Consider the following 22563-nt stretch of genomic DNA (forward strand, 5'->3'; position numbering starts at 1 on the left):
CAGAAGGCCAGGGTGATGAATATGGATTACATTACAATAGCTATGGCAAAAGGGCGGTTAGCTGAAAAAGCCATAGCACTATTAGAAAAAGCTGGTATAGACTGTAGCGAACTAAAAGTAGAAACCCGCAAGCTTATATTGAAGGATGAATCATCAGGTATAAGATTTGTTATGGTGAAGCCTGTGGATGTGCCTACATATGTAGAGTACGGCGCAGCGGACATGGGTATTGTGGGCAAAGATGTGCTGATGGAAGCGGATGTGGATTGCTACGAGATGCTGGACCTGGGGTTTGGGTTTTGCAGGATGGTGGTAGCAGGTCCCAGGGAGGTTACAGGAAGGTATTTTGTAGATAAACGGGTTGCTACCAAGTATCCCAGGATTGCTGAGAGGTATTTTAAGGAAAAAGGCGAGAATGTAGAGATTATCAAACTCAATGGTTCGGTAGAGCTAGCACCTATATTGGGTTTGTCTGAGGTTATTGTGGATATAGTAGAAACTGGTAAGACCTTAAAAGAAAATGGGCTGGTGGTGCTCGATGAGATATTTTCATCCAGTGCCAGGCTTATTGTAAATAGGGCCAGTCTAAAGGTAAAAAGCCAGCCGATTAAAAATATTATTGCGAGATTGAGAGGTGCTATAAATTGAGGATACTGGATTTTAGAGGTGGAGTGGATGCTAATTCCCTTAAGGAATTTACTCAAAGATCTGCTAAAGACACTTGTGAAATCAGACAGACAGTGGATCAGATCATAAAAGAAGTGAGAGAAAAAGGCGATGAGGCTTTATTTGAGTACACGGCAAAATTTGATGGTGTGCATTTGACGTCAGATACCATAAAGGTTACAGAACAGGAGATCAATGCTGCATATGAAGACGTGAATATAGAACTCTTAAATGCTATTCGAAAAGCTATCAAAAACATAACGGAATACCATGAAAAGCAGAAGCAAAATTCGTGGATGGATTTTAAAGAAGGTATTATTTACGGCCAAAGGGTAAGGCCTTTAGAAAAAGTAGGGATATATGTCCCAGGTGGCAGTGCTGCATATCCTTCTTCAGTATTGATGAACGCTATACCTGCTGTGGTGGCAGGTGTTGAAGAGATCATAATGGTAACACCGCCTAAAGAGAAGATAAACAGTGCTGTACTGGTAGCAGCTCATGAAGTGGGTATTAACACTATATACAGAATAGGAGGCGCTCAGGCCATTGCAGCTTTGGCTTTTGGCACTCAATCGGTTGCGAAAGTAGATAAGATTGTGGGGCCTGGCAATATATATGTGGCCATGGCTAAAAGGGCGGTCTACGGATATGTGGATATTGATATGGTGGCAGGTCCCAGTGAAGTGCTTATTGTAGCAGATGATACGTCCAATCCGGTATGGGTGGCAGCGGATCTCTTATCTCAAGCTGAACACGATGTGATGGCCTCTTCTATTTTGGTCACTACATCAAAGGTGTTGGCGGAAAAGGTGATGTCGGCATTGGAAACACAGATAAGCGGCCTTGAAAGGCGGGATATTATAAAGAAATCCCTGGAAGATTATGGAGCTATTATCTTGGTCAAAGATATCAATGATGCGCTATGTATAGCCAACGAAATAGCCCCAGAGCACCTGGAATTAGCGGTGCAAAATCCCTTTGAAATTTTACCTATGGTCAAAAACGCTGGAGCGATATTCTTGGGACATACTGCACCAGAGCCCTTAGGCGATTATATGGCAGGACCCAACCACGTACTGCCTACGTCGGGCACTGCTAGATTTTTCTCGCCATTATCTGTTGATGACTTTGTCAAGAAAATGAGTGTTTTGTACTATTCCAGAGAGCGGCTGGAGGAGATAAAAGATGACATCATAAGGCTGGCTGAGGCGGAAGGATTAACAGCTCATGCCAATTCTATTAAAGTGAGATTTTAGCGATCGTGAGGTGTTGATATGATAAAAGATCTAGTTCGGCGGGATGTGGTCAACCTAAAGAATTATCAGGTGCACATGCAGCAATGTAAGTACAAGATGGATGCAAATGAATCTCCTTTTGATTTACCTGAAGATATATATGCGAGGCTCAGCGAAGTTATCAGAAATGCCAGACCCAATATATATCCTGACCCTCTGGCAACTAGATTGCGAGGTGCCATATCAGCCTATGCGGGAGTTAATGCTGATAATATAATAGTAGGCAACGGCTCTGATGATTTAATACATGGTATAATGAACTCTTTTGTTGAAAGAGAGGATTTTGTACTATATCCCGAACCATCTTTCAGCATGTACCGTATATATACCTTAATAGCAGGAGCAAAGCCTATTGGTATACCGCTGGGAGAAGATTTTCAATACCATGTAGGGACATTTATTGAGGCTGTAAATAAATACGCACCCAAAGTGGTGTTTTTATGCGTGCCTAATAATCCTACGGGTAATGTACTATCAAAAGAGGCTATTGTCGATATATTAGAATCAGTTAAAGGCCTTCTGGTGGTGGATGAGGCCTATTATGAATTTTATGGGGAGACTGTTGTAGATCTGATTGGAAAGTATCCTAATCTGGTGATTTTGAGGACTTTTTCTAAAGCCATGGGGATAGCGGGACTGAGGGTAGGTTACCTTATATCCAGCAATGAAGTAATTGATGAGTTGTATAAGACTAAATCCCCTTATAACATTAATTCTGTTTCACAGGCTGTTGCATATGAGGTATTAAAGAGCGGTATATATAAGGAAAGGTTGAATTATATAATAAGCGAGAGAAATAGGCTTTTCAATAGACTCAAAGAGATAAAGGGCGTGAAGGCATACCCCAGTGCTGCGAATTTTATACTGATAAGGGTTGCTGATGCCGAAAAAGTACATCAGAAGTTGATTGAAAAAGATATACTTGTGAGGAGTTTTAAAGGGGATCCATATCTCAACGATTGCCTCAGGATAACGGTGGGGACTGCAGAGGCCAATGAGCACCTTATAAAATCCTTGAGGGAAATAATGCAGTGATAGAGAGGAGATGTTAGCATGAGAAAGGCTGAATTAAACAGGGAAACACTGGAAACACAGATATATATTGAATTAAATCTGGACGGTAAGGGGAGCTCAGATATATCAACAGGTATAGGCTTTTTCGATCACATGCTAATATTATTTTCAAAACATGGTTTATTTGATTTAAAGATTGTGGCAAAAGGTGATTTGAATGTAGATAGCCACCATACCATAGAAGATGTGGGAATAACCATGGGAAAGGCCTTTAATACGGCGCTGAGGGATAAGGTCGGTATCACAAGATATGGGAGTGTTTATTTGCCTATGGATGAAGCACTGGTAAGAGTAGTGGTGGATATAAGTGGCAGGCCATTTTTGCACTACGATGTATCATTTACAGCGGAGAGAATAGGAGAAATGGATACAAAGATGGTAGAGGAATTTATGAGGGCTTTTGCTTTTAATGCCGGCATTACCCTCCATATGGATTTGCTTCATGGAAGCAATAACCATCATATTGCAGAAGCCTGCTTTAAAGGATTGGGAAGGGCTTTGAGATATGCGGTATCTTTGGATGAAAGGGAGGCGGGTCTACCCACTACCAAAGGTGTATTGTAAAGCATTGCGGGAGGGATGCATTGTGATAGCTATTATAGACTATGGCATGGGGAATTTGAGGAGCGTCCAGAAAGCCTTTGAGTATACAGGCCATGGTGCCGTCATAACTCAAGATAAGTCAGTTATTGATGAGTCGGATGGTTTGGTACTGCCTGGTGTTGGTGCTTTTCCCGATGCCATGAAGGCATTAGAAGCCATAGGCCTTGTCGATGCAATCGTGAAAAATGTCGAAAGGGGCAAGCCATTTTTAGGGATATGCTTAGGAATGCAGCTTTTATTTGAAACAAGCTATGAAGGGGGCCTTTGCCGGGGGCTTGGTTTATTAAGAGGCGAAATTGTAGAGATTCCCAAAAGGTATAAAGTACCTCATATGGGATGGAATTGTCTGGACATAAAGCAGGAAGTTGACTTATTAAAAGGTGTAGAAAGCGGTAGCTACGTGTATTTTGTACATTCCTATTATCTTAAAACCGATGAAGTGGAACAGGTATATGCCAGCGTGGATTACGGAGTTGAGATTCCGGCGGTAGTGGGGCATAAAAACATATATGCATGCCAGTTTCACCCTGAAAAAAGCGGAGAGGTAGGCCTACAAATCATAAAAAACTTCGGGGAGATGGTGAAATGATAATATTTCCGGCAATAGACATATTGGAAGGAAAATGTGTGCGGTTAACACAAGGCGAGTACGATACTTCTGTTGTATATTCAGAAAGTCCTGAGGATATGGCTGACCTGTGGATAGGTAAGGGAGCTAAATATCTGCACGTGGTAGATCTGGATGGTGCTAAAGAAGGATTTCCGGTAAATAATGACGTTATTAAGAAAATCGTAGATAAGGGTATAAAGGTGCAATTGGGTGGCGGTATAAGAAAAGCTGAGCATATTGATGAGATGTTGAAATTGGGAATTTACAGGATTATATTAGGTACTTCAGCTATAGAAAATGAAGAACTTCTGAAGTATGCTGTACATAAATATGGTGATAGAATAGCAGTAAGCATAGATTCCAGAAATCGCAAGGTGGCCACAAGAGGCTGGTTAGAGACCTCCGATATAAGCGATGTAGATTTTGCAAAAAAGGTGAAAAAACTGGGTGTGAAGATGGTTATATTCACAGATATATCAAAGGATGGAATGCTAAAAGGGCCAAATTTCGAAGCTATAAATGAAATAAATAGTGTGGGTATTGACGTAATAGCATCAGGAGGGATATCTACGTTAGATGACATAAGGAAGCTTAAAGAGATGGGGATTTACGGTGCCATTGTCGGCAAAGCCTTGTATACGGGGAATATTGATATAACCCGGGCTCTGGAGGTGGCATCATGCTGACAAAGCGTATAATACCATGCCTTGATGTGAAAGGGGGCAGGGTAGTAAAGGGCGTCAATTTTGTGAATCTAAGGGATGCGGGTGATCCTGTAGAGATAGCTCAAATTTATAATGAGGCTGGTGCCGATGAACTGGTTTTTCTGGATATTACAGCTTCCTATGAAAAGCGTGGCATAATGCTCGATGTGGTTAAAAGGACATCGGAAAAGGTGTTTATACCGTTGACTGTCGGTGGCGGCATAAGGACTGCTGAGGACTTCCGAGAGATACTTAAGAGTGGAGCTGATAAAATTTCCATAAATTCTGCTGCGGTAAGGAACCCTGATCTTATCACAGAGGCAGCCAGGAGGTTTGGCAGCCAGTGCGTTGTGGTTGCTATTGACGCCAAGAAAGTGGGTCCTGAGAAATGGAATGTGTACATCGATGGAGGAAGGGTAGATACAGGTCTTGACGCTGTGGAATGGGCGAAAAGAGTACAGGCTTTGGGAGCTGGAGAGATATTGCTTACAAGTATGGATGCCGATGGCACCAAAAATGGTTATGATATCCCCCTTACGAAGATCATCTCGGAGGAAGTGGATATACCTGTCATAGCTTCAGGAGGTGCAGGGAGAAAAGAGCACTTTTTGCAGGTACTTACGGAAGGTAAGGCCGATGCAGCTCTGGCAGCATCGTTGTTTCACTATGGCGAATTGCAGATAAGCGAGTTGAAGGAGTACCTTGCAGCCCATGGCGTTCCAGTTAGATCAGGGTGGTAGAGTTTATAGCTTAGTATAGAGAGGTGATAGAAATGGAGTTAAATGAAATTGAGTTGAAATTTGATGAGAATGGACTTATACCTGCTATCGTTCAGGATGTATACACAAAAGAGGTATTGATGCTGGGTTACATGAATAGGGAGAGTCTTGAATTAACATTAAAGACGGGGAGGGTGAATTTTTACAGCAGGAGCAGGAAGGCTTTGTGGCTTAAGGGAGAGACCTCGGGAAATTACTTAAATTTAAAAAAGTTGAGATATGACTGCGATGGGGATGCGCTTCTCATAGAAGTAATTCCCGAAGGGCCTGTATGCCATACGGGCAATAAAAGCTGTTTTTACAGGACGTTGCATGAGTCGGAGGATTCCCCTGATGGCGTAGCTATAATTGAAAAACTATACAAAAGAATTCAGGATAGAAAAGAACATCCTGTGGAAGGTTCCTATACAAATTATCTTTTTGATAAAGGAATAGATAAGATATTGAAGAAGGTCGGCGAAGAATGCGCAGAAACTATAATAGCTGCTAAAAATAATTCTCCAGATGAAATTAGGTATGAGGTATCGGATCTGGTATATCATCTTCTGGTGATGCTTGTAGATAGAGGTGTTGATGTGAAACAGATATACGACGAATTGACCAGAAGGTATAAAAAATAAGTCAATTAAGGAAGTAGTACATTACGCCAGATAGGATGGCATCTGCCAGCTTTGATTGATATGTTTTATCTTGCAGGAGATTGGCTTCCTGGGGATTGGATATAAAGCCCATTTCGATCAGTACGCCTGGGCTTGCGGCATTTCGAAGAATATAAAAATCTCCCGTTAGAGAGGTATTCACTTGACCAGTTAATTCATTAAGATAATCCTGTATAGGTTGTGCCAGTTTTTTACTTTCGGGATTTTTGCTTGAAAAGAAAACGATGGCTCCGCGGCTTTTGCTGTTTCCCGAGTTTACATGGAGGCTTAAAAAAATATCAGGCTTGTGTTGATTGATAATATCTACCCTTGCTATGAGATCTCTCTTGTGCCTGTAAGGGTTTTTGTTATTTAAGTGGTCAAGGGCCGTATCGGTTTCCCTTGTCATAAAAACTGTTGCACCGGCGTTTTCAAGTTTTTTGCGAAGGGTTAAAGCTACGGATAGATTTATGTTTTTTTCGAGAATTCCACCTCTGTTGCAGCCGCCATCTATTCCGCCATGTCCAGGATCTATCACTATTACTTTTCCTGATAAAGGTTGAAGTCTGGCAAAGACATGTTGTACTTTCAGCAATTGAGACAATGGAAAAATACAAAGAGTAAAAAAGATTATCAACGCTGTGGTCATGGTACGATAACTGATAAACATCAGATACACCTCCACAAATAGAATATTATTGTGTAGATACAAAAATTCCCCTGCTTTCGTATAGCCAGGGGAATTTTTGCATTTATATTATCGCGGGTGTTTGAAAGGTGTTTCTGGTGTGGGCGATATCCTGTGGCGATGCTTGCCTTACTTTATACCAGCCTCTCTGGGATATGGCATCAAATACCTTTTTTTGGTCCGTGAAACAGGTATTGAGTACCGATGTAAAATCCCTTCTGAGGCTTTCATCAGCAGATTCCACAATGGCATGGGAAAGGCCTTCGATTTCGAATTTCAAATCGCCAAGTACTCCCATCATATAATCCTTGTCAGTCATTTGTGGCATTTATATAAACCTCCTTTATAATAGGTGTTTTATAATGGTCTGGTATGCGTTTTTTTGCGACTGAGCTAGTTGCTGGCATAATGTCTTTAGTTGATTGTCACTTAGCTTATCTGCACAGTCCCTAAAGCATTTCTCGTTTTGTTGCATCATAGACAGGCTATCTTCAATATATTGGAGTTCTTTTTGAGTCAAATTTGCCATGTGTTTTCCTCCCTTCACGCTTTTATATTGTGTAGAAAAAAATGAATATATACAGTAGAAAATCCAGATATAACGCATATATTGTAATAACGATTTTATGTTAGGAGGGTATTAATTTATGGATTATGACAAACTCTTTGAAATGATCAAAAATCTAAAAAGTCAGATGGATATGAGTAACACTGAGGAATTTAAAAAATTTGTCAATGAATTAATGACCATATCCGATAAAGATTTTAACGATAATATCGATAGATTAGCTTTAAAGCTCAAGGATATCATATCTAAAATAAAATTGCCTGAAGATGTAAATCCTTACGATATTAAAAGCATTTTTGAAAAGATGTCGCAGGGGAATAACGGCTTAAGCTATGAAAAGGTAATGGGATTTATGTCGGCATTGGACCCAAATTATAAAAAAGCCATGATGAGGCTTAATGCTTTGAGCGAAAAATTGAAGAAATAACAAGCACACTTTCGTGTGCTTGTTTTAAACGAAGGCTTGAAAGAAGTCCCCATCCTCTATAGGTGGGAGATGAATTTCTATTGTATGCAATAGAATAATATGTCATAATAAGTGTAGAGGATTTTATCATAGAAAGCCAAGGTGAGAAAAATGATGATATGTCAGCATTTTCTCCTAGAGCCAACAAAAGAGCAGGAAGAAAAGCTGTTTTATACACTGTATTTGTGCCGCAAATTATATATAAAAATAAAAGCGCATAGAGACTTTGATCCGACAAAAGTGAAAACAATAAACATTAAATACCATACAGGCAAATGGTATATAAACTTATCAGTCGAAATAGATGTAGGAGAAAAAGAAAAAGCATCCATAGGAGAAAAAGCAATAGGAATAGATAAGGGGATAAATTCGATAGCAGCGACATCAGATGGAGAACTGTACTTAAACCCAAGATGGCTGCAAAAAGCAGAAAAAAAGTTAAAGAGACTGCAAAGGCAGCTGTCAAGGAAGAAGAAAGGAAGCAAAAATAGAGAAAAGCAAAAGAAGAGATTAGCAAAACTCCATGAAAAAGTAGCAAATCAGAGAAGGGACTATCTGCACAAGATAAGCTATAACATAGTCAAGAACAATGACATCATTTGCGTTGAGGATTTGCAAGTGAAAAGTATGATGAAAAATCATAAACTTGCAAAATCAATAGCAAATGCAGGGTGGGGAATGTTAGATAAGTATCTTCAGTATAAAGCGGAGAGAGAAAGAAAAATATTTATAAAAGTAAATCCGGCATATACATCGCAAAGATGCTCAAGGTGCGGAAAAATTGTAGAAAAAGACTTATCGGTGAGGATACACAAATGTGAATGTGGATTAGAAATAGATAGAGATGTAAATGCAGCAGTAAACGTACTTCATGAAGGATTAAGACAATTGGGGATAGCTGCATAAAGACGCGATGATATTTTTCGTAGGGAAGGTTCCTCCCGAAGTTACGCCTATGGAGATTGTGTAAGGCCTGCTGTGAATAACAGCAGGCAGCGGTCGATGAAATAGGAAGCTCCATCTTCTATAAGATGGAGTAGGTTCACTAAGACGATGATTTTTAAGATATAAATTTTAAGATATAAATCAGGGTACACTAAAGAAAGAACCAGTGAAAGGAGGAATCCAATGAGGACCCTGAAAGTAATCGGTTCTAGAAGTTTTTTTTGGGGAATTGGGTTTGCGATTTTAAGTTATTTGCTTTATCCAAAAGCTAAGGAGGCTATAGCGCCTGTATTGTTGAGGAAGGACAAGAGTGCGCGCGACATAAGAAATATGGTAAGAGATGCCATGAATGAGACCAAAGAATCGGTAACAGATATGTTTAAAAAAGAACAGACTAGTTTTGAAAGTAATCAGGATTATAATGCTCAAATAGAATTTTTGAAACTCGAAAAAGAAAACGCATTAAAACAGATTAATGAACTTAATGCCAAAATAAATGCCCTGGAGCAACAGATAAATGCGATAAAAAATGGGTAGAGTAATAGCCTCATCTTATATAAGGTTGTATAAGGTGAGGCTTTTTACATTGGCCTGAGATTAACCCCAGTAGTTCATAAAAAATTTATTAAATTATGTGATATAGCGACATATTTTGACATAGTGCTGGTGCTATAATTATAGCAGGGAGGAGGAGATTCAATGAGGATTCGGCTGGAGTTTGATTCGGAAAACGATCTTGTATTGCCTGTTCAATATAACAGCATTATACAGGGTTTTATTTATAGGAATATAAAAGACGAAAACTATAGCCAGTTTCTCCATGAAGAAGGTTATAAATACGGCAAGCGAAAATTGAAGTTTTTTACTTTTTCAAGACTGGAAGGTAAAGTAAAGATAATGGGTAATAAAATACGCATAAAGCCACCTGCTTCGCTGGTGATATCGTCGCCTATAGAAGATTTTATACACGACATTGCAGAGAATATCTTTAGAAAAGATACTTTATACCTGGGTAACCAAAAAGTAACACTGAGGAAGCTGGATATATATTCTCCGACAAATCTGGATTCCAGGGTAAAAATAAAAATGTTATCTCCTGTGGTCATGTATAGCACAGTAAATAACGGTGAAAGTAAGTATACCCATTATTACTCGCCATGGGACAGTGTGTTTTCTTATCTGGCCAGAAGAAATATCGAGATGAAATATGAAATAATAACGGGGTTCAGACCAGAAAACGCGAAATTTGAAATTATACCGACAGGGCTTAAAGATGAGAAATACCAAAAGATCGTAAATTTCAAAGGTACTGTCATAAAAGGCTGGATGGGTACATATTATCTGGAGGGCAATCCTGAGCTTATTAAGTTGGCTTATGATACCGGGCTTTGCAGCAAGAATTCTGAAGGATTTGGTTGCTTCGAAATTATAAAATAAATTTTTTGATGTGGACATGTTATGGCAACCCCGGGTTGTATAATTAATAGTAGAAGTCAGTCTTATTGACAAGACCTTCCCAGCATATATACCCGAAAGGGTAAATAAGGAGTGAAAGGGGGAAACCTGGTCGAGGGAAGGCACCGGCTGTTAGGCAGCTGGTATTTAGGATCGGGTGAGTATATTGTTAGAGGCAATAAGGGAAATAGGTGAAATTATACTTGGTGAAGGGGACGGCGAACTTATAAAAGAGATGACCACAGAGATAAGTGCGCCAAAGAGCAAACAAGGTAAGCAGTATGTGGTCATCGTGGATATTGATACAGATACTATGAAAGCGGATTTTGAAATTGAAGAGATGAAAGAGGATTCTGTAAAAAAATATCTATGGGTAGGTAGTGTATCGGGGCCAAGTAGTCCCCAATGGAGAGCGACTACTAATAGTATGGCCTATTTGTGTTCTCAAGCTCTCCCTGCATTGTACGATAAGTTACAAGAAGGAAGCGATTTAAAGGAAAAGATTAAAAAGATTGTAGATGATGGCATGATAGCTTTTTCGGAAAATGTGGCGAGAAGATACAGGTATGTATGGGATCTTAAGAAGATGGAAATTGATGATGGATTTGATGCTGTTCGATTAGAAATGGAAATTTCTCAAAAGAGCACCGGTAAAAATAGAGATAAAAAACTGGTGGAAAGTGTGGCTGACATCATAGAGAAATATATAAGGGATAAATATGAGTTAGGCAAAAAGGATGAGATAGTCCTCTATACGTTGAGAATCGACGGTGCTTTGGTATGCCAGGACAAGGAGTATGTAGAACTCATCTATGATGAAAAAATAAACGATATTTTTGAGGGTGTACAAAAAGGCGTGTGCTCTGCCTGCGGACGGGAGACATCTGTGACGGCAGATCCAAAGAGGTTTAGGTATAAATATTATAATACCGATAAAATCAGCTTTTCTTCAAATATAAGCGGCGATTTTACTAAAAATTACAGTCTCTGTATTGATTGTTACAAAGCCATAATGTTGAGTGAAGTATATATAAATAACAATTTAGGCACCGCTATCGGCAGCATACCTTTATACATCATTCCGGGATTTTTATTTGGAAGCGATATAGACCGCCAATCGCTGAACGAATGGTCAAGATATATAAAATATACCTTCAATACGGCAGTGACATTCACAGGCATGAATGAATTTATTAAGGAATTACAGGATTATATTGAGTACGAAGGTAAAGACAACAATTATATCTTAAATCTGCTTTTTTACAGGAGAAACCAACAGGAATTCAAGGTGCTTAAACTCATAAAAGATGTACCGCCGTCCAGGATAAAGGAGATGATAGCGGCTACAAATGCTGTTGGCGATATGGGCAAAAGATTGATCGGCGATTCAAAGCTCTGGAGTATAGATTTAACTAAGATTTTTTACCTCATACCTCAGAGAAAGAGCGGTGGCGATTTGCTGGAAGTACCTAAGCTTTTAGAGATTTATGATTGTATTTTTTCTAAAAAGCCCATATCCAGGAGGTTCTTGATAGATAAATTTGTTGAGCTCGCCGGGGTGTACAGGTTTGAAAAATTTAATCTGTACAATGTAAATGTTCCGGAAATCGCCGCAGGGGATAGAAACAGGGCTATTGATAGAGCTTTAGTCAACTCAATATTGCAATGCAATATGTTGTTGCAATATTTGAAAATATTAAATACTTTAAAGGGAGGGGATTCCATGGATGTAAGCTCATTAAATCTTGCAGAAAATTACAGAAACTACATAGCGGAAATGGGATATGACGAACAACAGACGGCTATGTTTTTGCTTGGATGCCTTATATCCGAAGTAGCCAATGCTCAATACAATGATGGTCATACCTCCAAGCCTGTGTTGGACAAACTGACATATCAGGGAATCAATACCAATAAGCTTATAAGACTTACCACAGAGATTTTTGAAAAATTGAAGCAGTATAAGATATTACAGTACAATGAAGGCGTTTTTGCCCAGATGAAGGGGCTGCTGGACAAAAATATCGGCAGGTGGAAGCTTACAGATAGGGAAAATGTATTTTATATCCTATCTGGATATGCTTTCAATACCTATAGGGTTTTAACATCAAAAACAAATAAAAAGGAGGAAGATTTAGATGAAAAACAGTGAAATTTTATTTATCTATGATGCTAAATTGTGCAATCCCAATGGGGATCCTGATGATGAAAATAGACCCCGCATGGACTACGAAAGGGAGAGAAATCTGGTAAGCGATGTGAGGTTAAAGAGGTACATAAGAGATTACCTTGAGGAGAAGGGCTATGAGATATTTGTTACAAAACCCGATGGAATGACAGTCAATGCCACTCAGAGGTTGAATTTGCTTATAGACAAAAGTGGCAGAAAAATGAATATCAACAACATGGAAAAAGAGGATGTTGAATGGTTGTTGTCACAATTGGCTGATGTAAGATTATTTGGGGCCACAATGCCTATTAAATCTGAAGATTCTAAAGGCAGTTCTCAGACGTTTACAGGTCCTGTGCAGTTCAACTGGGGATATTCTCTAAACAAAGTGAGGCTTGTGGACTCCAACGGCATAACATCCTATTTCAGCTCTGAAATGGGCAATCAACAGGGTGCCATGGGGAAGGATTACAGGGTTTATTATTCGCTCATAGCTTTTCACGGCGTGATAAGTGCGTCAAGGGCAAAATACACTATGATGACCGATGATGACATTAAATTGCTGGAAGAGGCCCTTATAAAGTCAATTCCTCTTCAGGCTACGAGGAGCAAAATAGGTCAGTACCCGAGGCTTTATGTGAGGGTTGAGTATAAAGACAGTGAGTTTATGCTGGGTGACTTGAGGGATTTTGTAAAGCTGGACACAGTGGATGAACTCAGAGAGATCACTGATTTTAAATTAGATGTTACAGGCCTGTGCCATGTTCTGAAAAAAGAGTTAAACAGAATAAATAAGGTGTACTTCTGGCAGGATGATAGGTTGGTGGTTTTTTCTGATAAGGGTGAAGGAAAATTTAGTGAGGTAGTTGATTTGCCTGAACTGTTGGAAGAAATCGATTATTAAGCTCTAAAAGGGGAATAAAAATGGATAGGTTAGATAGGCTTATTGTCTTTGACATAGTAGGCCCCATGGCTCATTTTAGAAAGTACTACACCAATTCCTCCTCTCTGTCCTATGCGTTCCCGCCTCGAACGGTGATAATAGGCATGATCGCAGGTATACTGGGGTATCCAAGGGATAGCTATTATGAGCGATTTTCTTCAAGAAGATGTCATGTGGGGATAAGCATTGTAACCCCAGTGAGAAGCATATATAAGACGGTAAATTATTTAAGTGTGAAGTCGAGGAATGATGTCAATGGCATTAATGGGCATACACAGGTTCCTCTGGAGATACTGTTACCTGAAGATCTTTCCGCGAATAATTTATGTTACAGGATATATTTCTGGCATTCTGAAGACGAAATAATGGACGAGTTAGAAAGAAGATTAAATGAGAAAAGATTCGTATATCCATTATATATGGGTCTGACGGAATTCATAGCTTATGTTTCAAAGGTATTTACGCTGAACGGCAGCGATATGGAGATAAGGTGCTCCGATAATTATACTGATATAGTAACGGTGTGCAATTTGGACACGATAGAGGAGGGTGGGCTTTCCTTTAAGACCGACGGAAGTCCTATGCAATATATAAAGGAAATTGCGCCTTTAGGTTTTAGCGAAGGTCGTCAGTCTGTGGTACCTGCTTATTTCGTCTATGAGAAGAACCAGAGACATTTGAAAGTACGATTAAGAGGACCTTACCTGACCGTAAATTTAGGTGGAGTAACAGAGAATATAACCTTTATGGAGGCGGAATGATGGAATACTATTCTCATATTCAGACAGAGGATGGAGAAATAATATTTAAGAGATTTTTGAAAGATCATCTTAAGGATGTGGCCGATGTTTTGGTGGAGGGTGTTGAATCTCTTTATAAAGACAAAGTCATTCAAGATATAGGTTATATAATAGGTATAGGTCATGATTTTGGTAAGTATACCACGTACTTTCAAAACTACTTGCTCACGGGCGAAACTTCATCCAACCTTCACAGGCATGGATTCATTTCAGCTGTGTTTACTGCGTATCTGGTAGAAAAAGCGGTAGAAGGATTAAGAGGCGGATACTATAAGTATCTGCCTCTGATATCATACTTTTGCGTATTGCATCATCATGGCGATTTATATTCATTTAATGCCGATGTGATAAAAAAATCGGATTTAGATGACCCGGATTTTAAGTGTGTCGGTGAGAGGATGAGAGATAAGCTCCTCATAATGAAAGAACAGCTTAAGGATATTGTAAAGAATAAGGAGGCTATTGAAGTTGAATACGCGGAGATTTTTAAAAATGTACAATTGCAGGAATTTTGTTACAGTTGGATTGACGTGTTAAAAGAGATAGATAAGGAACGATATTTTTTATTTAAAAAAGAGGATGATGCAACCAAGTCTTTTCTGTACGAATTGCTACTATTTTACTATTCTTCTCTTATAGATGGGGATAAAAGAAATGCTGCCCGTGTATCTGTCATTGAGAGGAAATATATACCAGCTGATCTGGTGGATTCTTATAGAAAGAAAAAGTTTGACACTATTGCAACAGATGGCATGAACGGCATGAGAAATGAGATTTATGATAAGGTAACTGACAAGATAATGCATGTCTCTCTGGATAATCATTTATTTACACTCACTGCTCCAACCGGTATGGGCAAAACTCTTACGTCTTTGTCCGCGGCTTTGAAGCTCAGGGAACGGGTGAAAAAGGAAAAGGGAATAATGCCCAGGGTAATATACTCATTGCCTTTTACAAGCATTATCGACCAGAATTTCAACGTCATTGAAGATGTGTTGTCACAGCTTGAGGATTTTGAAAGTAATAGGAGTCAATACCTTATAAAGCATCATCACCTGGCTGAAACCGTCTATAAATTGGGAGATGAAGAAAAGCCAGTGGACGAATCTTTACTTTTAGTAGAAAGTTGGGAATCAGAAATTATAGTTACGACATTTGTCCAGCTTATTCACACGTTGTTTGGGTATAAAAACAGGTTTTTAAAGAAGTTTCACAACATAGCAGGCTCCATAATACTTCTTGATGAAGTGCAAAACATCCCTATTGAATACTGGCCAGCAGTAAATGAGGTGTTAAACAGGATTTCTACGCACTTGGGTTGTTATATAATACTCCTTACGGCTACAAAACCGCTGATCTTTCGAGAAGGAGAAGCGATTGAACTGCTGGATGATAACAGAAAATATTTTGAAGCTCTGGATAGGGTTAAATTAATACACGATTTGCGACCTCTAACCCTGGAAGGGTTTGCTGATGAATTTCTGAAAATCTACGATGGCCAAAAATCGTACTTAATTGTCTTAAACACCATAAGATCATCGCTTGAATTTTATGGTTTGATCAAGGAAAGATTGAACGGTGAGAATCGGGATTTTTATTATTTGTCTACAAATATAATTCCAAAAGAGCGAAAGAGACGTGTCGATGAAATAAGGAATGCGTTAAGAACAGGTAAAAAAATCGTTGTTGTTTCAACACAGGTAGTTGAGGCAGGAGTAGATATAGACCTGGACGTCGTGCTCAGAGATTTGGGACCTATTGATTCCATAATACAGGTTGCAGGAAGATGTAACAGGAGCAATTTACGAGGTAGGGGAGAGGTTTATGTATTCAATTTACAGGATAAGAGAAGTTATTCATCGATGATTTATGGGGTATTGAGTACCACCATATCTAAAGAGATTTTAAAAGAGGAGACAGACGAAAGCCGTTTTTACGACATGATTAACGAATATTTTTATAAGGTTAGAGACAAAAAGGATTTGAGCCAATCAGATAATCTGATTGACGCGATGCGCAATTTTTGTTTTGACGATAATGAAAACGTAGAATGTAATAAGTTATCCAATTTTCAACTTATAAAAGAGAATATGAATTACGTTGACGTGTTTGTGGAAACAGACGAGGATTCAGTAAAAATATGGGAGGAATATGAAGAGGGAATTTTACACGAAAGGGATTTTGTAAAGCGGCAGCAGAATTACTTAAAGATGCGTAAGAATTTTAGGGACCACATTATATCGGTTCCCTTGAAGCTTGCCAGGGATCTCATCAGGCCTACAAAAACTTCTTCTATATTGTTAATACCACTGGAAAATAAAGAATTTTACTATGATGATGAGACAGGTTTTAAAAGAGATATTGATGATGAAGTGCTTATTTTCTAAATGTAAAATATATAAAGTGAGATATGCTGGCTATTGAAATTATATAAACGAAAGGAGTGTAAGAGAACAGATTATATTTGTTCTCATTTAGCTATGGCAGAGCTCGAAGAAAAGCCAATAAATGGTACGCTCATCTGGTATTATTATGTTTGCAAGAGGCAGGTTTGGTTAATAGCACATAATATTGCGGCTGATCAAGATAACGAGTTTCTGGATATAGGTCGATTTATACACGAACATTCTTACAATAGAGATAGGAAAGAAATAAGCGTCGGCAATATTAAACTGGATATTATACAGCGAGATATGGGGCAATTAGTAGTAGGAGAAGTTAAAAAAAGTAGCAAATACCTTTTAAGTGCAAAAATGCAGCTTTTATTTTACCTGTCTGTCTTAAAAGAACAGGGGATTGACGTAAAAGGCGAACTGTTATTTCCGGAGGAAAAAAGGAGGCAGGAGGTCGTGCTGGACGAAGATTCTTTAAGGGAATTGAAAGTAGCAGAAGAAGATATAATGAGGATCATTTATCTGGATAAACCTCCAATAGCTGAAAAAATTCCTTTTTGTAAAAACTGTGCCTATTTAGAATTCTGCTGGGCATAAAAGGAAAGGTGTAAAATATGAAGAAGAGCGTTTATATTTTTAATGATGGTGAATTTAAGAGAAAAGACAATACGATTTATTTTGAATCGGAGAACGGAGCTAAGTTTTTGCCTGCTGAAAATATTAATGATATATATGTATACAGTGAAGTTAACTTTAATAAAAAATTTATAGAGTTTATATCACAAAAAGAAATTCTCATTCATTTTTTTAATTACTTTGGATATTATACAGGCACATTTTATCCGCGAGAACATTATAATTCAGGGTATATGATATTAAAACAGGCGGAACATTATTTAGATGAAGAGAAAAGGCTGGTATTAGCAAGAAGTTTTGTAAATGGGGCAGCAAAAAATATGCAACAGGTATTAAAATATTATCAAAACAGAGGCAGAAATCTGGAGGAAAGATATAACTCCATTGAAGATTTGAAAAGCAAAATCGATGGATGTACTAGTGTAAACGAATTGATGGGGATAGAAGGTAACATGAGGGATCATTATTATAAAACATTTAATGATATTGTAAAAAGTGAAAGTTTTAAAATGAAAGACAGGACAAAAAGGCCACCAAGGGATCCTATAAACACGTTGATAAGTTTTGGAAACTCTTTGATGTATACAGTTGTATTAAGTGAAATATACAAGACATATTTAGATCCGCGCATTGGGTATCTTCATTCTACCAATTTCAGGAGATTTACATTGAATCTAGATGTATCAGAAATATTTAAACCAATTATTGTTGATAGGCTAATATTTTCCCTTATTGATAAAGGTATGATAACAGAAGACGATTTTTCTAGTACGATGGAGGGCCTTTTGTTAAGTGAAAGCGCTAAGAAGAAATTTGTGACCGGATTTGATGAAAAAATGAAAACTACTATAAAACATCGAGAAACAAACAAAGAGGTTTCGTACAGGATGTTGATAAGGATGGAATTATATAAAATAGAAAAGCATTTGATGGGCGAAAAAGAATATACACCATTTATTGCGAGATGGTAATGATTAAAGAGGTTGGATTACAACCTCTTTATTTGTGCGTGCGGTATGTGCACGATCTACGCGGTTAAAGCTACGAATGTCAATGCAAAATTGATATGTTTTCTTTCATCTGCTTTTTAATTGTTATTGACAGAAATCATTATAGATATTATAATGTATATATACAACATATACAGTTATAATGAATTGTGATTTAACCGAGTGCTAAATTTATATATTGTAAGAAGGTGAGATATGTTTATAACTATTTCCAATACAAGTCCTAGGCCGCTTTATGAGCAAATATATACTGAAATAAAAGAGCTTATAGTAAGTGGAAGGTTAAAACCAGGCGATGGGCTACCTTCAATAAGAGAGCTGGCAAAAGAACTGACTGTGAGTGTCATTACGACAAAAAAAGCATATGAATTGTTGGAACAAGAAGGATTAATTACAACCAGGCAGGGATTAGGTTCGTTTGTGGCACAGAGGGATTATGCGACAATTAAACATAAGATAAAGGAGGAGTTTCGAAACAAGATGATAAATTTACTCGATGAGGCCGAGCGTATGGGTTTGACCAGGGACGAAATAAAACTGATTATTAATGAGATCTTAAGTAAGGAGGAACTGCGGTGAACTATTTGTTGGAAGTAAACAATTTATGCAAGAACTACCGCGAATTTCGTTTAAAGAATGTATCGTTTAAGCTCCCTGCTGGCTATATAATGGGATTTATTGGACCCAATGGTGCTGGCAAGAGTACGACGATAAAATCTATCATGGGTTATATTAACATTGATGGGGGAGAGATCAAGGTATTGGGAGAAACCGTATCGAGAAGTGATGCGGATTATAAGCAAAAAATAGGTTACGTAGGTGAAGAGCAGTATTTCATTGAAAACATGACAGTGGGTTGGACATTAAACTTTGTTTCTAAGTTTTATACAACATGGGATGATAAACTGTCTATGCATTTGCTCAAAAAGTATAATATAAGTCCGTCCAAAAAGATCAGGGAGCTTTCAAAGGGAATGAGGGTGAAGTTGTCGTTGATGATTGCACTGGCGCATCGTCCACAGCTTTTGATACTGGATGAACCTACATCGGGATTAGATCCCCTTGTGAGAAAAGAGATTCTTGATGAATTTATGGAATTTGTTCAGGATGAAAACCATGGTGTATTTTTCTCTTCTCATATCACCGAAGATATATCCAGAATTGCAGATTATGTGACATATATAAATAATGGAGAAATAATATTGTCTGATGAAAAAGATAGGCTGCTATCAAGATGGAAAAAGGTTAAGGTAGATATAAAGTATGCGGATGAAGAGGTAAAGGAAAATCTCAGGATGTATGCACAAAATGCTTTTTATTACACGGGCATCACATGGGATGTGGAGCGATTTAAAACGATAATGAAGAAAAAATATCCTGGTGCAAAAATAGAAATTGACAATATAAGTTTGGATGATGTGTTAATGTCTTTGGTGGAGGTTGATAAACATGCTAGCGTTAGTATATAAGGATCTGGTGCAGAACAAGAGAATGTTTACTTATTTTCCGCTGTTGGTAATATTTTATATGATTATATTTCATAAGATTACTTATTCAGCTGGATTATTGTTTATGGTTGCCTTCGTCGCTATTGTCTTTTTAATACAGAGCTTTTATATGGACGAGAAAGATAATGTGTATAGATTTTTCAAAACTCTCCCTATTAGTGATGAGTTGGTCATCAAAAGTAAATTTGTATCAATTTTTGTGCAAATAGTTTTAGCAATTGCTATTAGCGTAGCTATATTGTTTCTTTCAGTAAAGCTTAATGTTTTTAGCGCAAATCTGAGTTTATATAAAATATGGCAAACTATATTGATAGCTATGGGAGCAGGACTGATGTATATGGGTATATTTCAGGTGTTGTATTATAAATACGGATATATGGTTTCCATGAGGATAATGAGTTTTGCACCACTAATAATCGGTTTTGGCTTTTCGTTTTTGGGGACTCAGTTAAAGGATGCCGGCATTATAAGCAGGTTCTTTAGAATAGGGGAATATTTTAAGAATTTCTCTTTTACCACTATTGTTTTTACAATATTAACACTGGGTCTAATTACCTATGTGATATGCATGTACGTGTCGATTAACATATTTAAAAAGAAAGATATTTAAATAAACTAACACGTGGAAAACTTATACAAATAATGCCTTTGAAAGGTGGTGTTTATGCATGTACAGAGCCGGGAATTTAATTATGATTGTAGGTGCGCTTATACTGGCAATCAGCGGGTTGAGTGCAATTGGTAATTTTGTTGCTCCCAATAATCCATTAATGTCTATATTAAGAGTAATTGCTACGGTGTTTGTCATTGGTGGGTCAATTATGAGGAGGAAAAAATAAATTTCTTAAATTGCAATATTAAATGCGACACATTTTTTGGGAACCCGATGTGTTGCTCATTAGTGGCTCATTTCCATGCAGAGTAGGGGTGAGTATAGTAAATATCAATCCCGTGGACATTTGAATTGGCAAACTCACTGCCGTTATCCGCAGTGATGCTCCTAAACACCCGAGAAAACATAAGTCCATACTGGCTTTTTAGCTGCTTTAACGCTTCATCCACTGCCTCAGTAGTTTTGCTTACTAATGGGAGGAGCAGATGATAACGAGTTTTCCTCTCTGTTAGGGTCAGCAGAATATGGCCATTAGAGCGTCTTCCGAGAACCGTATCGATTTCCCAATGGCCGAACTCCTCACGATTTTCAATGCTATCAGGCCGCTCGCTAAGTTCTTGCCGAAAAGGCGCTTATATTTTCTCAAAGAATTCTTCTTCGCTTTACATATGGTCTTTATAAAAAGGTCTACATTGCGGACTTTTGTTTTGAAGTATCTTTTGCTCAGCATATTGGAGGAAGGATTCGACTTGGAGGATCTTACTTTTTAGGCCACAGAAAGAGCGGTTCTTCTCATATACCGCCTGATCAGTTTCAGGGAAGTATACTTCATATGTAGTTAGATCTGTGCGGCGTTGAGTTGTGGTGCCACGTTTTATTTTGCGGTAAATGGTGCTGCGATGACAGCCAAGTTTTTGGCGATTTGAGATGGTGAGAACCCTTCTTTTAAAAGAGCACAAATTTTACCTCTTTCATAAGGTGTAAGGTGTTTAAAAGTACGAGGTGATGTGGTATACTTTTGAGTAAGAGCCATAGCTGAAACCCTCCATATGTATTGTTTTTTTTACCAACCAATATCATATTGGGTTTCATGCTATGGTTTAACTATTTTTTGGTGTTACATAATTAACCATAAAATATAATGAAAAAGTATCTGCAAAGCATAGGGAAGACCTATCACGGCAGTAGTGAGGTTGGATACCACAGTTAAATAAATACCAGTGATAGCAAAATGAGATTTATTTTTTGGCTTAACGTTGCTGGTTTTAAGATTTACCTCAAGTTCTATACTGTTAAGAATATGAATGTCAGGTATAATATTTATTATCTTAATTACGAATAAAAGGTAAGGGTCTGTGTTTCAATATTTTAACTATTTGTGTATATAAAGGGGTAGAATTTTGCTGGCAAACTAGAATCCTTTGATTTCAGTAAAGAGAAGTTCGGATTAGAGGGTATTTATTTATTATTATGATTATAGTATTATATTTACTATAAACGATTTAATAGAAGAGGAACATGTGATGTTTGTGATTCTTGTTTATGATGTAGGAGAAAAAAGAGTAGCAAAGGTCCTTAAAACATGTCGTAAATATCTAAATTGGGTGCAAAATTCTGTCTTAGAAGGTGAAATATCGCTTGCCAATTATAAGAAGCTTAAAATGGAGTTATCACAAATAATTGATAAAGACGAGGACTCTGTAATATTTTATATACTTCGAACTACAAAATATTCAGAACGAGAAACACTAGGGATAAAAAAAGGCGGAGATGACATCATCATTTAACGTGTCGTCGACCCTCGGTAAGGAAAAAATAGCGGGGGTTCGACGACATTTGTTTTTTGTGTAAAAATCCTTGATTTGACGGTTAAAATATAGTATATTAATTAACAGAAATGAGAAATGAAAAGCTTGATTATCATTATCATAGAAAACAAAAAGTGTCTATAGAAGCATGATGAACGAGTTTAGAGTCTACCTATGAGGGATTGAAACCC

Annotated in this window: 27 protein-coding genes and 1 pseudogene; 23 read left to right on the forward strand and 5 right to left on the reverse strand. The window is 37.8% G+C overall.

The genetic code is table 11. The annotated features are described in order from the left end of the window. Positions 1-21 precede the first annotated feature (21 nt). Genes hisG through hisIE form a run of 8 tightly spaced genes read left to right on the forward strand, consistent with a single transcriptional unit; the run spans position 22 to position 6351 of the window. A complete protein-coding gene (gene hisG / locus BUB87_RS08845; RefSeq protein WP_073344390.1) occupies positions 22-648 on the forward strand; it encodes an ATP phosphoribosyltransferase in 627 nt (208 codons plus the stop codon). Beyond that, positions 645-1922 (forward strand): histidinol dehydrogenase, encoded by a 1278-nt coding sequence (gene hisD, locus BUB87_RS08850; protein ID WP_073344291.1) that lies wholly within the window; start codon positions 645-647, stop codon positions 1920-1922. Before hisG ends, hisD begins: the two co-directional genes overlap by 4 nt. An 18-nt stretch (positions 1923-1940) precedes the next feature. After that, entirely contained in the window at positions 1941-2996 is a 1056-nt protein-coding gene (gene hisC, locus BUB87_RS08855) for a histidinol-phosphate transaminase (RefSeq protein WP_073344294.1), read from the forward strand. Between the two features lie 18 nt (positions 2997-3014). Further along, a complete protein-coding gene (gene hisB / locus BUB87_RS08860) occupies positions 3015-3599 on the forward strand; it encodes an imidazoleglycerol-phosphate dehydratase HisB (protein ID WP_073344297.1) in 585 nt (194 codons plus the stop codon). Between the two features lie 22 nt (positions 3600-3621). After that, a complete protein-coding gene (gene hisH / locus BUB87_RS08865) occupies positions 3622-4227 on the forward strand; it encodes an imidazole glycerol phosphate synthase subunit HisH (RefSeq protein WP_073344300.1) in 606 nt (201 codons plus the stop codon). Then, the gene (hisA, locus tag BUB87_RS08870; RefSeq protein WP_073344303.1) at positions 4224-4934 is read left to right on the forward strand and encodes a 1-(5-phosphoribosyl)-5-[(5-phosphoribosylamino)methylideneamino]imidazole-4-carboxamide isomerase; all 711 of its coding nucleotides are present in this window, start codon (positions 4224-4226) and stop codon (positions 4932-4934) included. Before hisH ends, hisA begins: the two co-directional genes overlap by 4 nt. Then, a complete protein-coding gene (gene hisF, locus BUB87_RS08875) occupies positions 4928-5692 on the forward strand; it encodes an imidazole glycerol phosphate synthase subunit HisF (RefSeq protein ID WP_073344306.1) in 765 nt (254 codons plus the stop codon). The genes hisA and hisF overlap by 7 nt, the downstream gene beginning before the upstream one ends. Positions 5693-5724: 32 nt before the next feature. Continuing rightward, a complete protein-coding gene (gene hisIE / locus BUB87_RS08880; RefSeq protein WP_200792788.1) occupies positions 5725-6351 on the forward strand; it encodes a bifunctional phosphoribosyl-AMP cyclohydrolase/phosphoribosyl-ATP diphosphatase HisIE in 627 nt (208 codons plus the stop codon). A 1-nt stretch (position 6352) separates the two neighbouring features. Here hisIE and BUB87_RS08885 read toward each other — a convergent pair whose 3' ends face one another. From BUB87_RS08885 to BUB87_RS08895, 3 genes are all read right to left on the reverse strand, one after another. After that, positions 6353-7039, reverse strand: coding sequence for an N-acetylmuramoyl-L-alanine amidase family protein (locus BUB87_RS08885; protein WP_084111099.1), 687 nt, complete (start codon positions 7037-7039; stop codon positions 6353-6355). Positions 7040-7121: 82 nt separating this feature from the next. Then, on the reverse strand, positions 7122-7385 hold the full coding sequence (locus BUB87_RS08890; protein WP_073344312.1) for a spore coat protein: 264 nt from the start codon (positions 7383-7385) through the stop codon (positions 7122-7124). A gap of 15 nt (positions 7386-7400) precedes the next feature. Next, a complete protein-coding gene (locus BUB87_RS08895) occupies positions 7401-7586 on the reverse strand; it encodes a hypothetical protein (RefSeq protein WP_073344315.1) in 186 nt (61 codons plus the stop codon). A 118-nt stretch (positions 7587-7704) separates the two neighbouring features. On the opposite strand from BUB87_RS08895, the gene BUB87_RS08900 reads away from it, so the two are divergent. The 14 genes from BUB87_RS08900 to BUB87_RS14395 all read left to right on the forward strand — a co-directional run bounded on the left by BUB87_RS08900 (position 7705) and on the right by BUB87_RS14395 (position 20790). Beyond that, on the forward strand, positions 7705-8052 hold the full coding sequence (locus tag BUB87_RS08900; protein WP_073344318.1) for a hypothetical protein: 348 nt from the start codon (positions 7705-7707) through the stop codon (positions 8050-8052). 150 nt (positions 8053-8202) lie between these two features. Continuing rightward, positions 8203-8997, forward strand: a complete 795-nt coding sequence (locus BUB87_RS08905; protein WP_073344321.1) for an RNA-guided endonuclease InsQ/TnpB family protein — start codon at positions 8203-8205, stop codon at positions 8995-8997. A 222-nt stretch (positions 8998-9219) separates the two neighbouring features. Next, positions 9220-9573 (forward strand): hypothetical protein, encoded by a 354-nt coding sequence (locus BUB87_RS08910; protein ID WP_073344324.1) that lies wholly within the window; start codon positions 9220-9222, stop codon positions 9571-9573. A 162-nt stretch (positions 9574-9735) separates the two neighbouring features. Further along, on the forward strand, positions 9736-10473 hold the full coding sequence (gene cas6 / locus BUB87_RS08915; RefSeq protein ID WP_073344327.1) for a CRISPR-associated endoribonuclease Cas6: 738 nt from the start codon (positions 9736-9738) through the stop codon (positions 10471-10473). 184 nt (positions 10474-10657) lie between these two features. Then, on the forward strand, positions 10658-12643 hold the full coding sequence (locus BUB87_RS08920; RefSeq protein WP_073344330.1) for a TIGR02556 family CRISPR-associated protein: 1986 nt from the start codon (positions 10658-10660) through the stop codon (positions 12641-12643). Beyond that, positions 12630-13565 (forward strand): type I-B CRISPR-associated protein Cas7/Csh2, encoded by a 936-nt coding sequence (gene cas7b, locus BUB87_RS08925; RefSeq protein WP_073344333.1) that lies wholly within the window; start codon positions 12630-12632, stop codon positions 13563-13565. The genes BUB87_RS08920 and cas7b overlap by 14 nt, the downstream gene beginning before the upstream one ends. A 20-nt stretch (positions 13566-13585) precedes the next feature. Beyond that, the gene (gene cas5b / locus BUB87_RS08930; RefSeq protein ID WP_073344336.1) at positions 13586-14365 is read left to right on the forward strand and encodes a type I-B CRISPR-associated protein Cas5b; all 780 of its coding nucleotides are present in this window, start codon (positions 13586-13588) and stop codon (positions 14363-14365) included. Further along, positions 14365-16791, forward strand: a complete 2427-nt coding sequence (locus BUB87_RS08935; protein ID WP_073344339.1) for a CRISPR-associated helicase/endonuclease Cas3 — start codon at positions 14365-14367, stop codon at positions 16789-16791. The genes cas5b and BUB87_RS08935 overlap by 1 nt, the downstream gene beginning before the upstream one ends. Positions 16792-16824: 33 nt before the next feature. Then, complete coding sequence (gene cas4, locus BUB87_RS08940) at positions 16825-17394, forward strand: CRISPR-associated protein Cas4 (protein WP_234946002.1); 570 nt, start codon at positions 16825-16827, stop codon at positions 17392-17394. 17 nt (positions 17395-17411) lie between these two features. Then, positions 17412-18404 (forward strand): type I-B CRISPR-associated endonuclease Cas1b, encoded by a 993-nt coding sequence (gene cas1b, locus BUB87_RS08945; RefSeq protein WP_073344346.1) that lies wholly within the window; start codon positions 17412-17414, stop codon positions 18402-18404. A gap of 234 nt (positions 18405-18638) precedes the next feature. Next, positions 18639-19022, forward strand: a complete 384-nt coding sequence (locus tag BUB87_RS08950; RefSeq protein ID WP_073344349.1) for a GntR family transcriptional regulator — start codon at positions 18639-18641, stop codon at positions 19020-19022. Continuing rightward, positions 19019-19912 (forward strand): ABC transporter ATP-binding protein, encoded by an 894-nt coding sequence (locus tag BUB87_RS08955; RefSeq protein WP_073344364.1) that lies wholly within the window; start codon positions 19019-19021, stop codon positions 19910-19912. The genes BUB87_RS08950 and BUB87_RS08955 overlap by 4 nt, the downstream gene beginning before the upstream one ends. Further along, positions 19893-20561, forward strand: a complete 669-nt coding sequence (locus BUB87_RS08960; RefSeq protein ID WP_073344367.1) for an ABC-2 transporter permease — start codon at positions 19893-19895, stop codon at positions 20559-20561. The genes BUB87_RS08955 and BUB87_RS08960 overlap by 20 nt, the downstream gene beginning before the upstream one ends. Positions 20562-20619: 58 nt before the next feature. After that, positions 20620-20790 (forward strand): hypothetical protein, encoded by a 171-nt coding sequence (locus BUB87_RS14395; protein WP_159432385.1) that lies wholly within the window; start codon positions 20620-20622, stop codon positions 20788-20790. Positions 20791-20857: 67 nt separating this feature from the next. Here the strand turns inward: BUB87_RS14395 and BUB87_RS15075 are convergent. After that, positions 20858-21175 (reverse strand): annotated as a pseudogene (locus BUB87_RS15075) (IS30 family transposase); the annotation flags it as partial. Positions 21176-21438: 263 nt separating this feature from the next. After that, positions 21439-21597, reverse strand: coding sequence for a helix-turn-helix domain-containing protein (locus tag BUB87_RS14145; protein ID WP_143156652.1), 159 nt, complete (start codon positions 21595-21597; stop codon positions 21439-21441). A gap of 490 nt (positions 21598-22087) precedes the next feature. Here BUB87_RS14145 and cas2 point away from each other — a divergent pair, with 490 nt between their 5' ends. Beyond that, a complete protein-coding gene (cas2, locus tag BUB87_RS08970) occupies positions 22088-22351 on the forward strand; it encodes a CRISPR-associated endonuclease Cas2 (protein ID WP_073344373.1) in 264 nt (87 codons plus the stop codon). Positions 22352-22563 lie beyond the last annotated feature (212 nt).

Source organism: Caldanaerobius fijiensis DSM 17918, from assembly GCF_900129075.1.
Lineage (GTDB): Bacteria > Bacillota > Thermoanaerobacteria > Thermoanaerobacterales > Caldanaerobiaceae > Caldanaerobius > Caldanaerobius fijiensis.

What these genes read in the sequence shown, in the direction of transcription:
- hisG (WP_073344390.1), top strand. Translation starts at nt 22, where the DNA reads ATGGATTACATTACAATAGCTATGGCAAAAGGGCGGTTAGCTGAAAAA.
- hisC (WP_073344294.1), top strand. Translation starts at nt 1,941, where the DNA reads ATGATAAAAGATCTAGTTCGGCGGGATGTGGTCAACCTAAAGAATTAT.
- hisB (WP_073344297.1), top strand. Translation starts at nt 3,015, where the DNA reads ATGAGAAAGGCTGAATTAAACAGGGAAACACTGGAAACACAGATATAT.
- hisA (WP_073344303.1), top strand. Translation starts at nt 4,224, where the DNA reads ATGATAATATTTCCGGCAATAGACATATTGGAAGGAAAATGTGTGCGG.
- hisF (WP_073344306.1), top strand. Translation starts at nt 4,928, where the DNA reads ATGCTGACAAAGCGTATAATACCATGCCTTGATGTGAAAGGGGGCAGG.
- hisIE (WP_200792788.1), top strand. Translation starts at nt 5,725, where the DNA reads ATGGAGTTAAATGAAATTGAGTTGAAATTTGATGAGAATGGACTTATA.
- BUB87_RS08885 (WP_084111099.1), bottom strand. Translation starts at nt 7,039, where the DNA reads ATGTTTATCAGTTATCGTACCATGACCACAGCGTTGATAATCTTTTTT.
- BUB87_RS08890 (WP_073344312.1), bottom strand. Translation starts at nt 7,385, where the DNA reads ATGCCACAAATGACTGACAAGGATTATATGATGGGAGTACTTGGCGAT.
- BUB87_RS08895 (WP_073344315.1), bottom strand. Translation starts at nt 7,586, where the DNA reads ATGGCAAATTTGACTCAAAAAGAACTCCAATATATTGAAGATAGCCTG.
- BUB87_RS08900 (WP_073344318.1), top strand. Translation starts at nt 7,705, where the DNA reads ATGGATTATGACAAACTCTTTGAAATGATCAAAAATCTAAAAAGTCAG.
- BUB87_RS08905 (WP_073344321.1), top strand. Translation starts at nt 8,203, where the DNA reads ATGATGATATGTCAGCATTTTCTCCTAGAGCCAACAAAAGAGCAGGAA.
- BUB87_RS08910 (WP_073344324.1), top strand. Translation starts at nt 9,220, where the DNA reads ATGAGGACCCTGAAAGTAATCGGTTCTAGAAGTTTTTTTTGGGGAATT.
- cas6 (WP_073344327.1), top strand. Translation starts at nt 9,736, where the DNA reads ATGAGGATTCGGCTGGAGTTTGATTCGGAAAACGATCTTGTATTGCCT.
- cas7b (WP_073344333.1), top strand. Translation starts at nt 12,630, where the DNA reads ATGAAAAACAGTGAAATTTTATTTATCTATGATGCTAAATTGTGCAAT.
- cas5b (WP_073344336.1), top strand. Translation starts at nt 13,586, where the DNA reads ATGGATAGGTTAGATAGGCTTATTGTCTTTGACATAGTAGGCCCCATG.
- BUB87_RS08935 (WP_073344339.1), top strand. Translation starts at nt 14,365, where the DNA reads ATGGAATACTATTCTCATATTCAGACAGAGGATGGAGAAATAATATTT.
- cas1b (WP_073344346.1), top strand. Translation starts at nt 17,412, where the DNA reads ATGAAGAAGAGCGTTTATATTTTTAATGATGGTGAATTTAAGAGAAAA.
- BUB87_RS08950 (WP_073344349.1), top strand. Translation starts at nt 18,639, where the DNA reads ATGTTTATAACTATTTCCAATACAAGTCCTAGGCCGCTTTATGAGCAA.
- BUB87_RS08960 (WP_073344367.1), top strand. Translation starts at nt 19,893, where the DNA reads ATGCTAGCGTTAGTATATAAGGATCTGGTGCAGAACAAGAGAATGTTT.
- BUB87_RS14395 (WP_159432385.1), top strand. Translation starts at nt 20,620, where the DNA reads ATGTACAGAGCCGGGAATTTAATTATGATTGTAGGTGCGCTTATACTG.
- BUB87_RS14145 (WP_143156652.1), bottom strand. Translation starts at nt 21,597, where the DNA reads ATGGCTCTTACTCAAAAGTATACCACATCACCTCGTACTTTTAAACAC.
- cas2 (WP_073344373.1), top strand. Translation starts at nt 22,088, where the DNA reads ATGTTTGTGATTCTTGTTTATGATGTAGGAGAAAAAAGAGTAGCAAAG.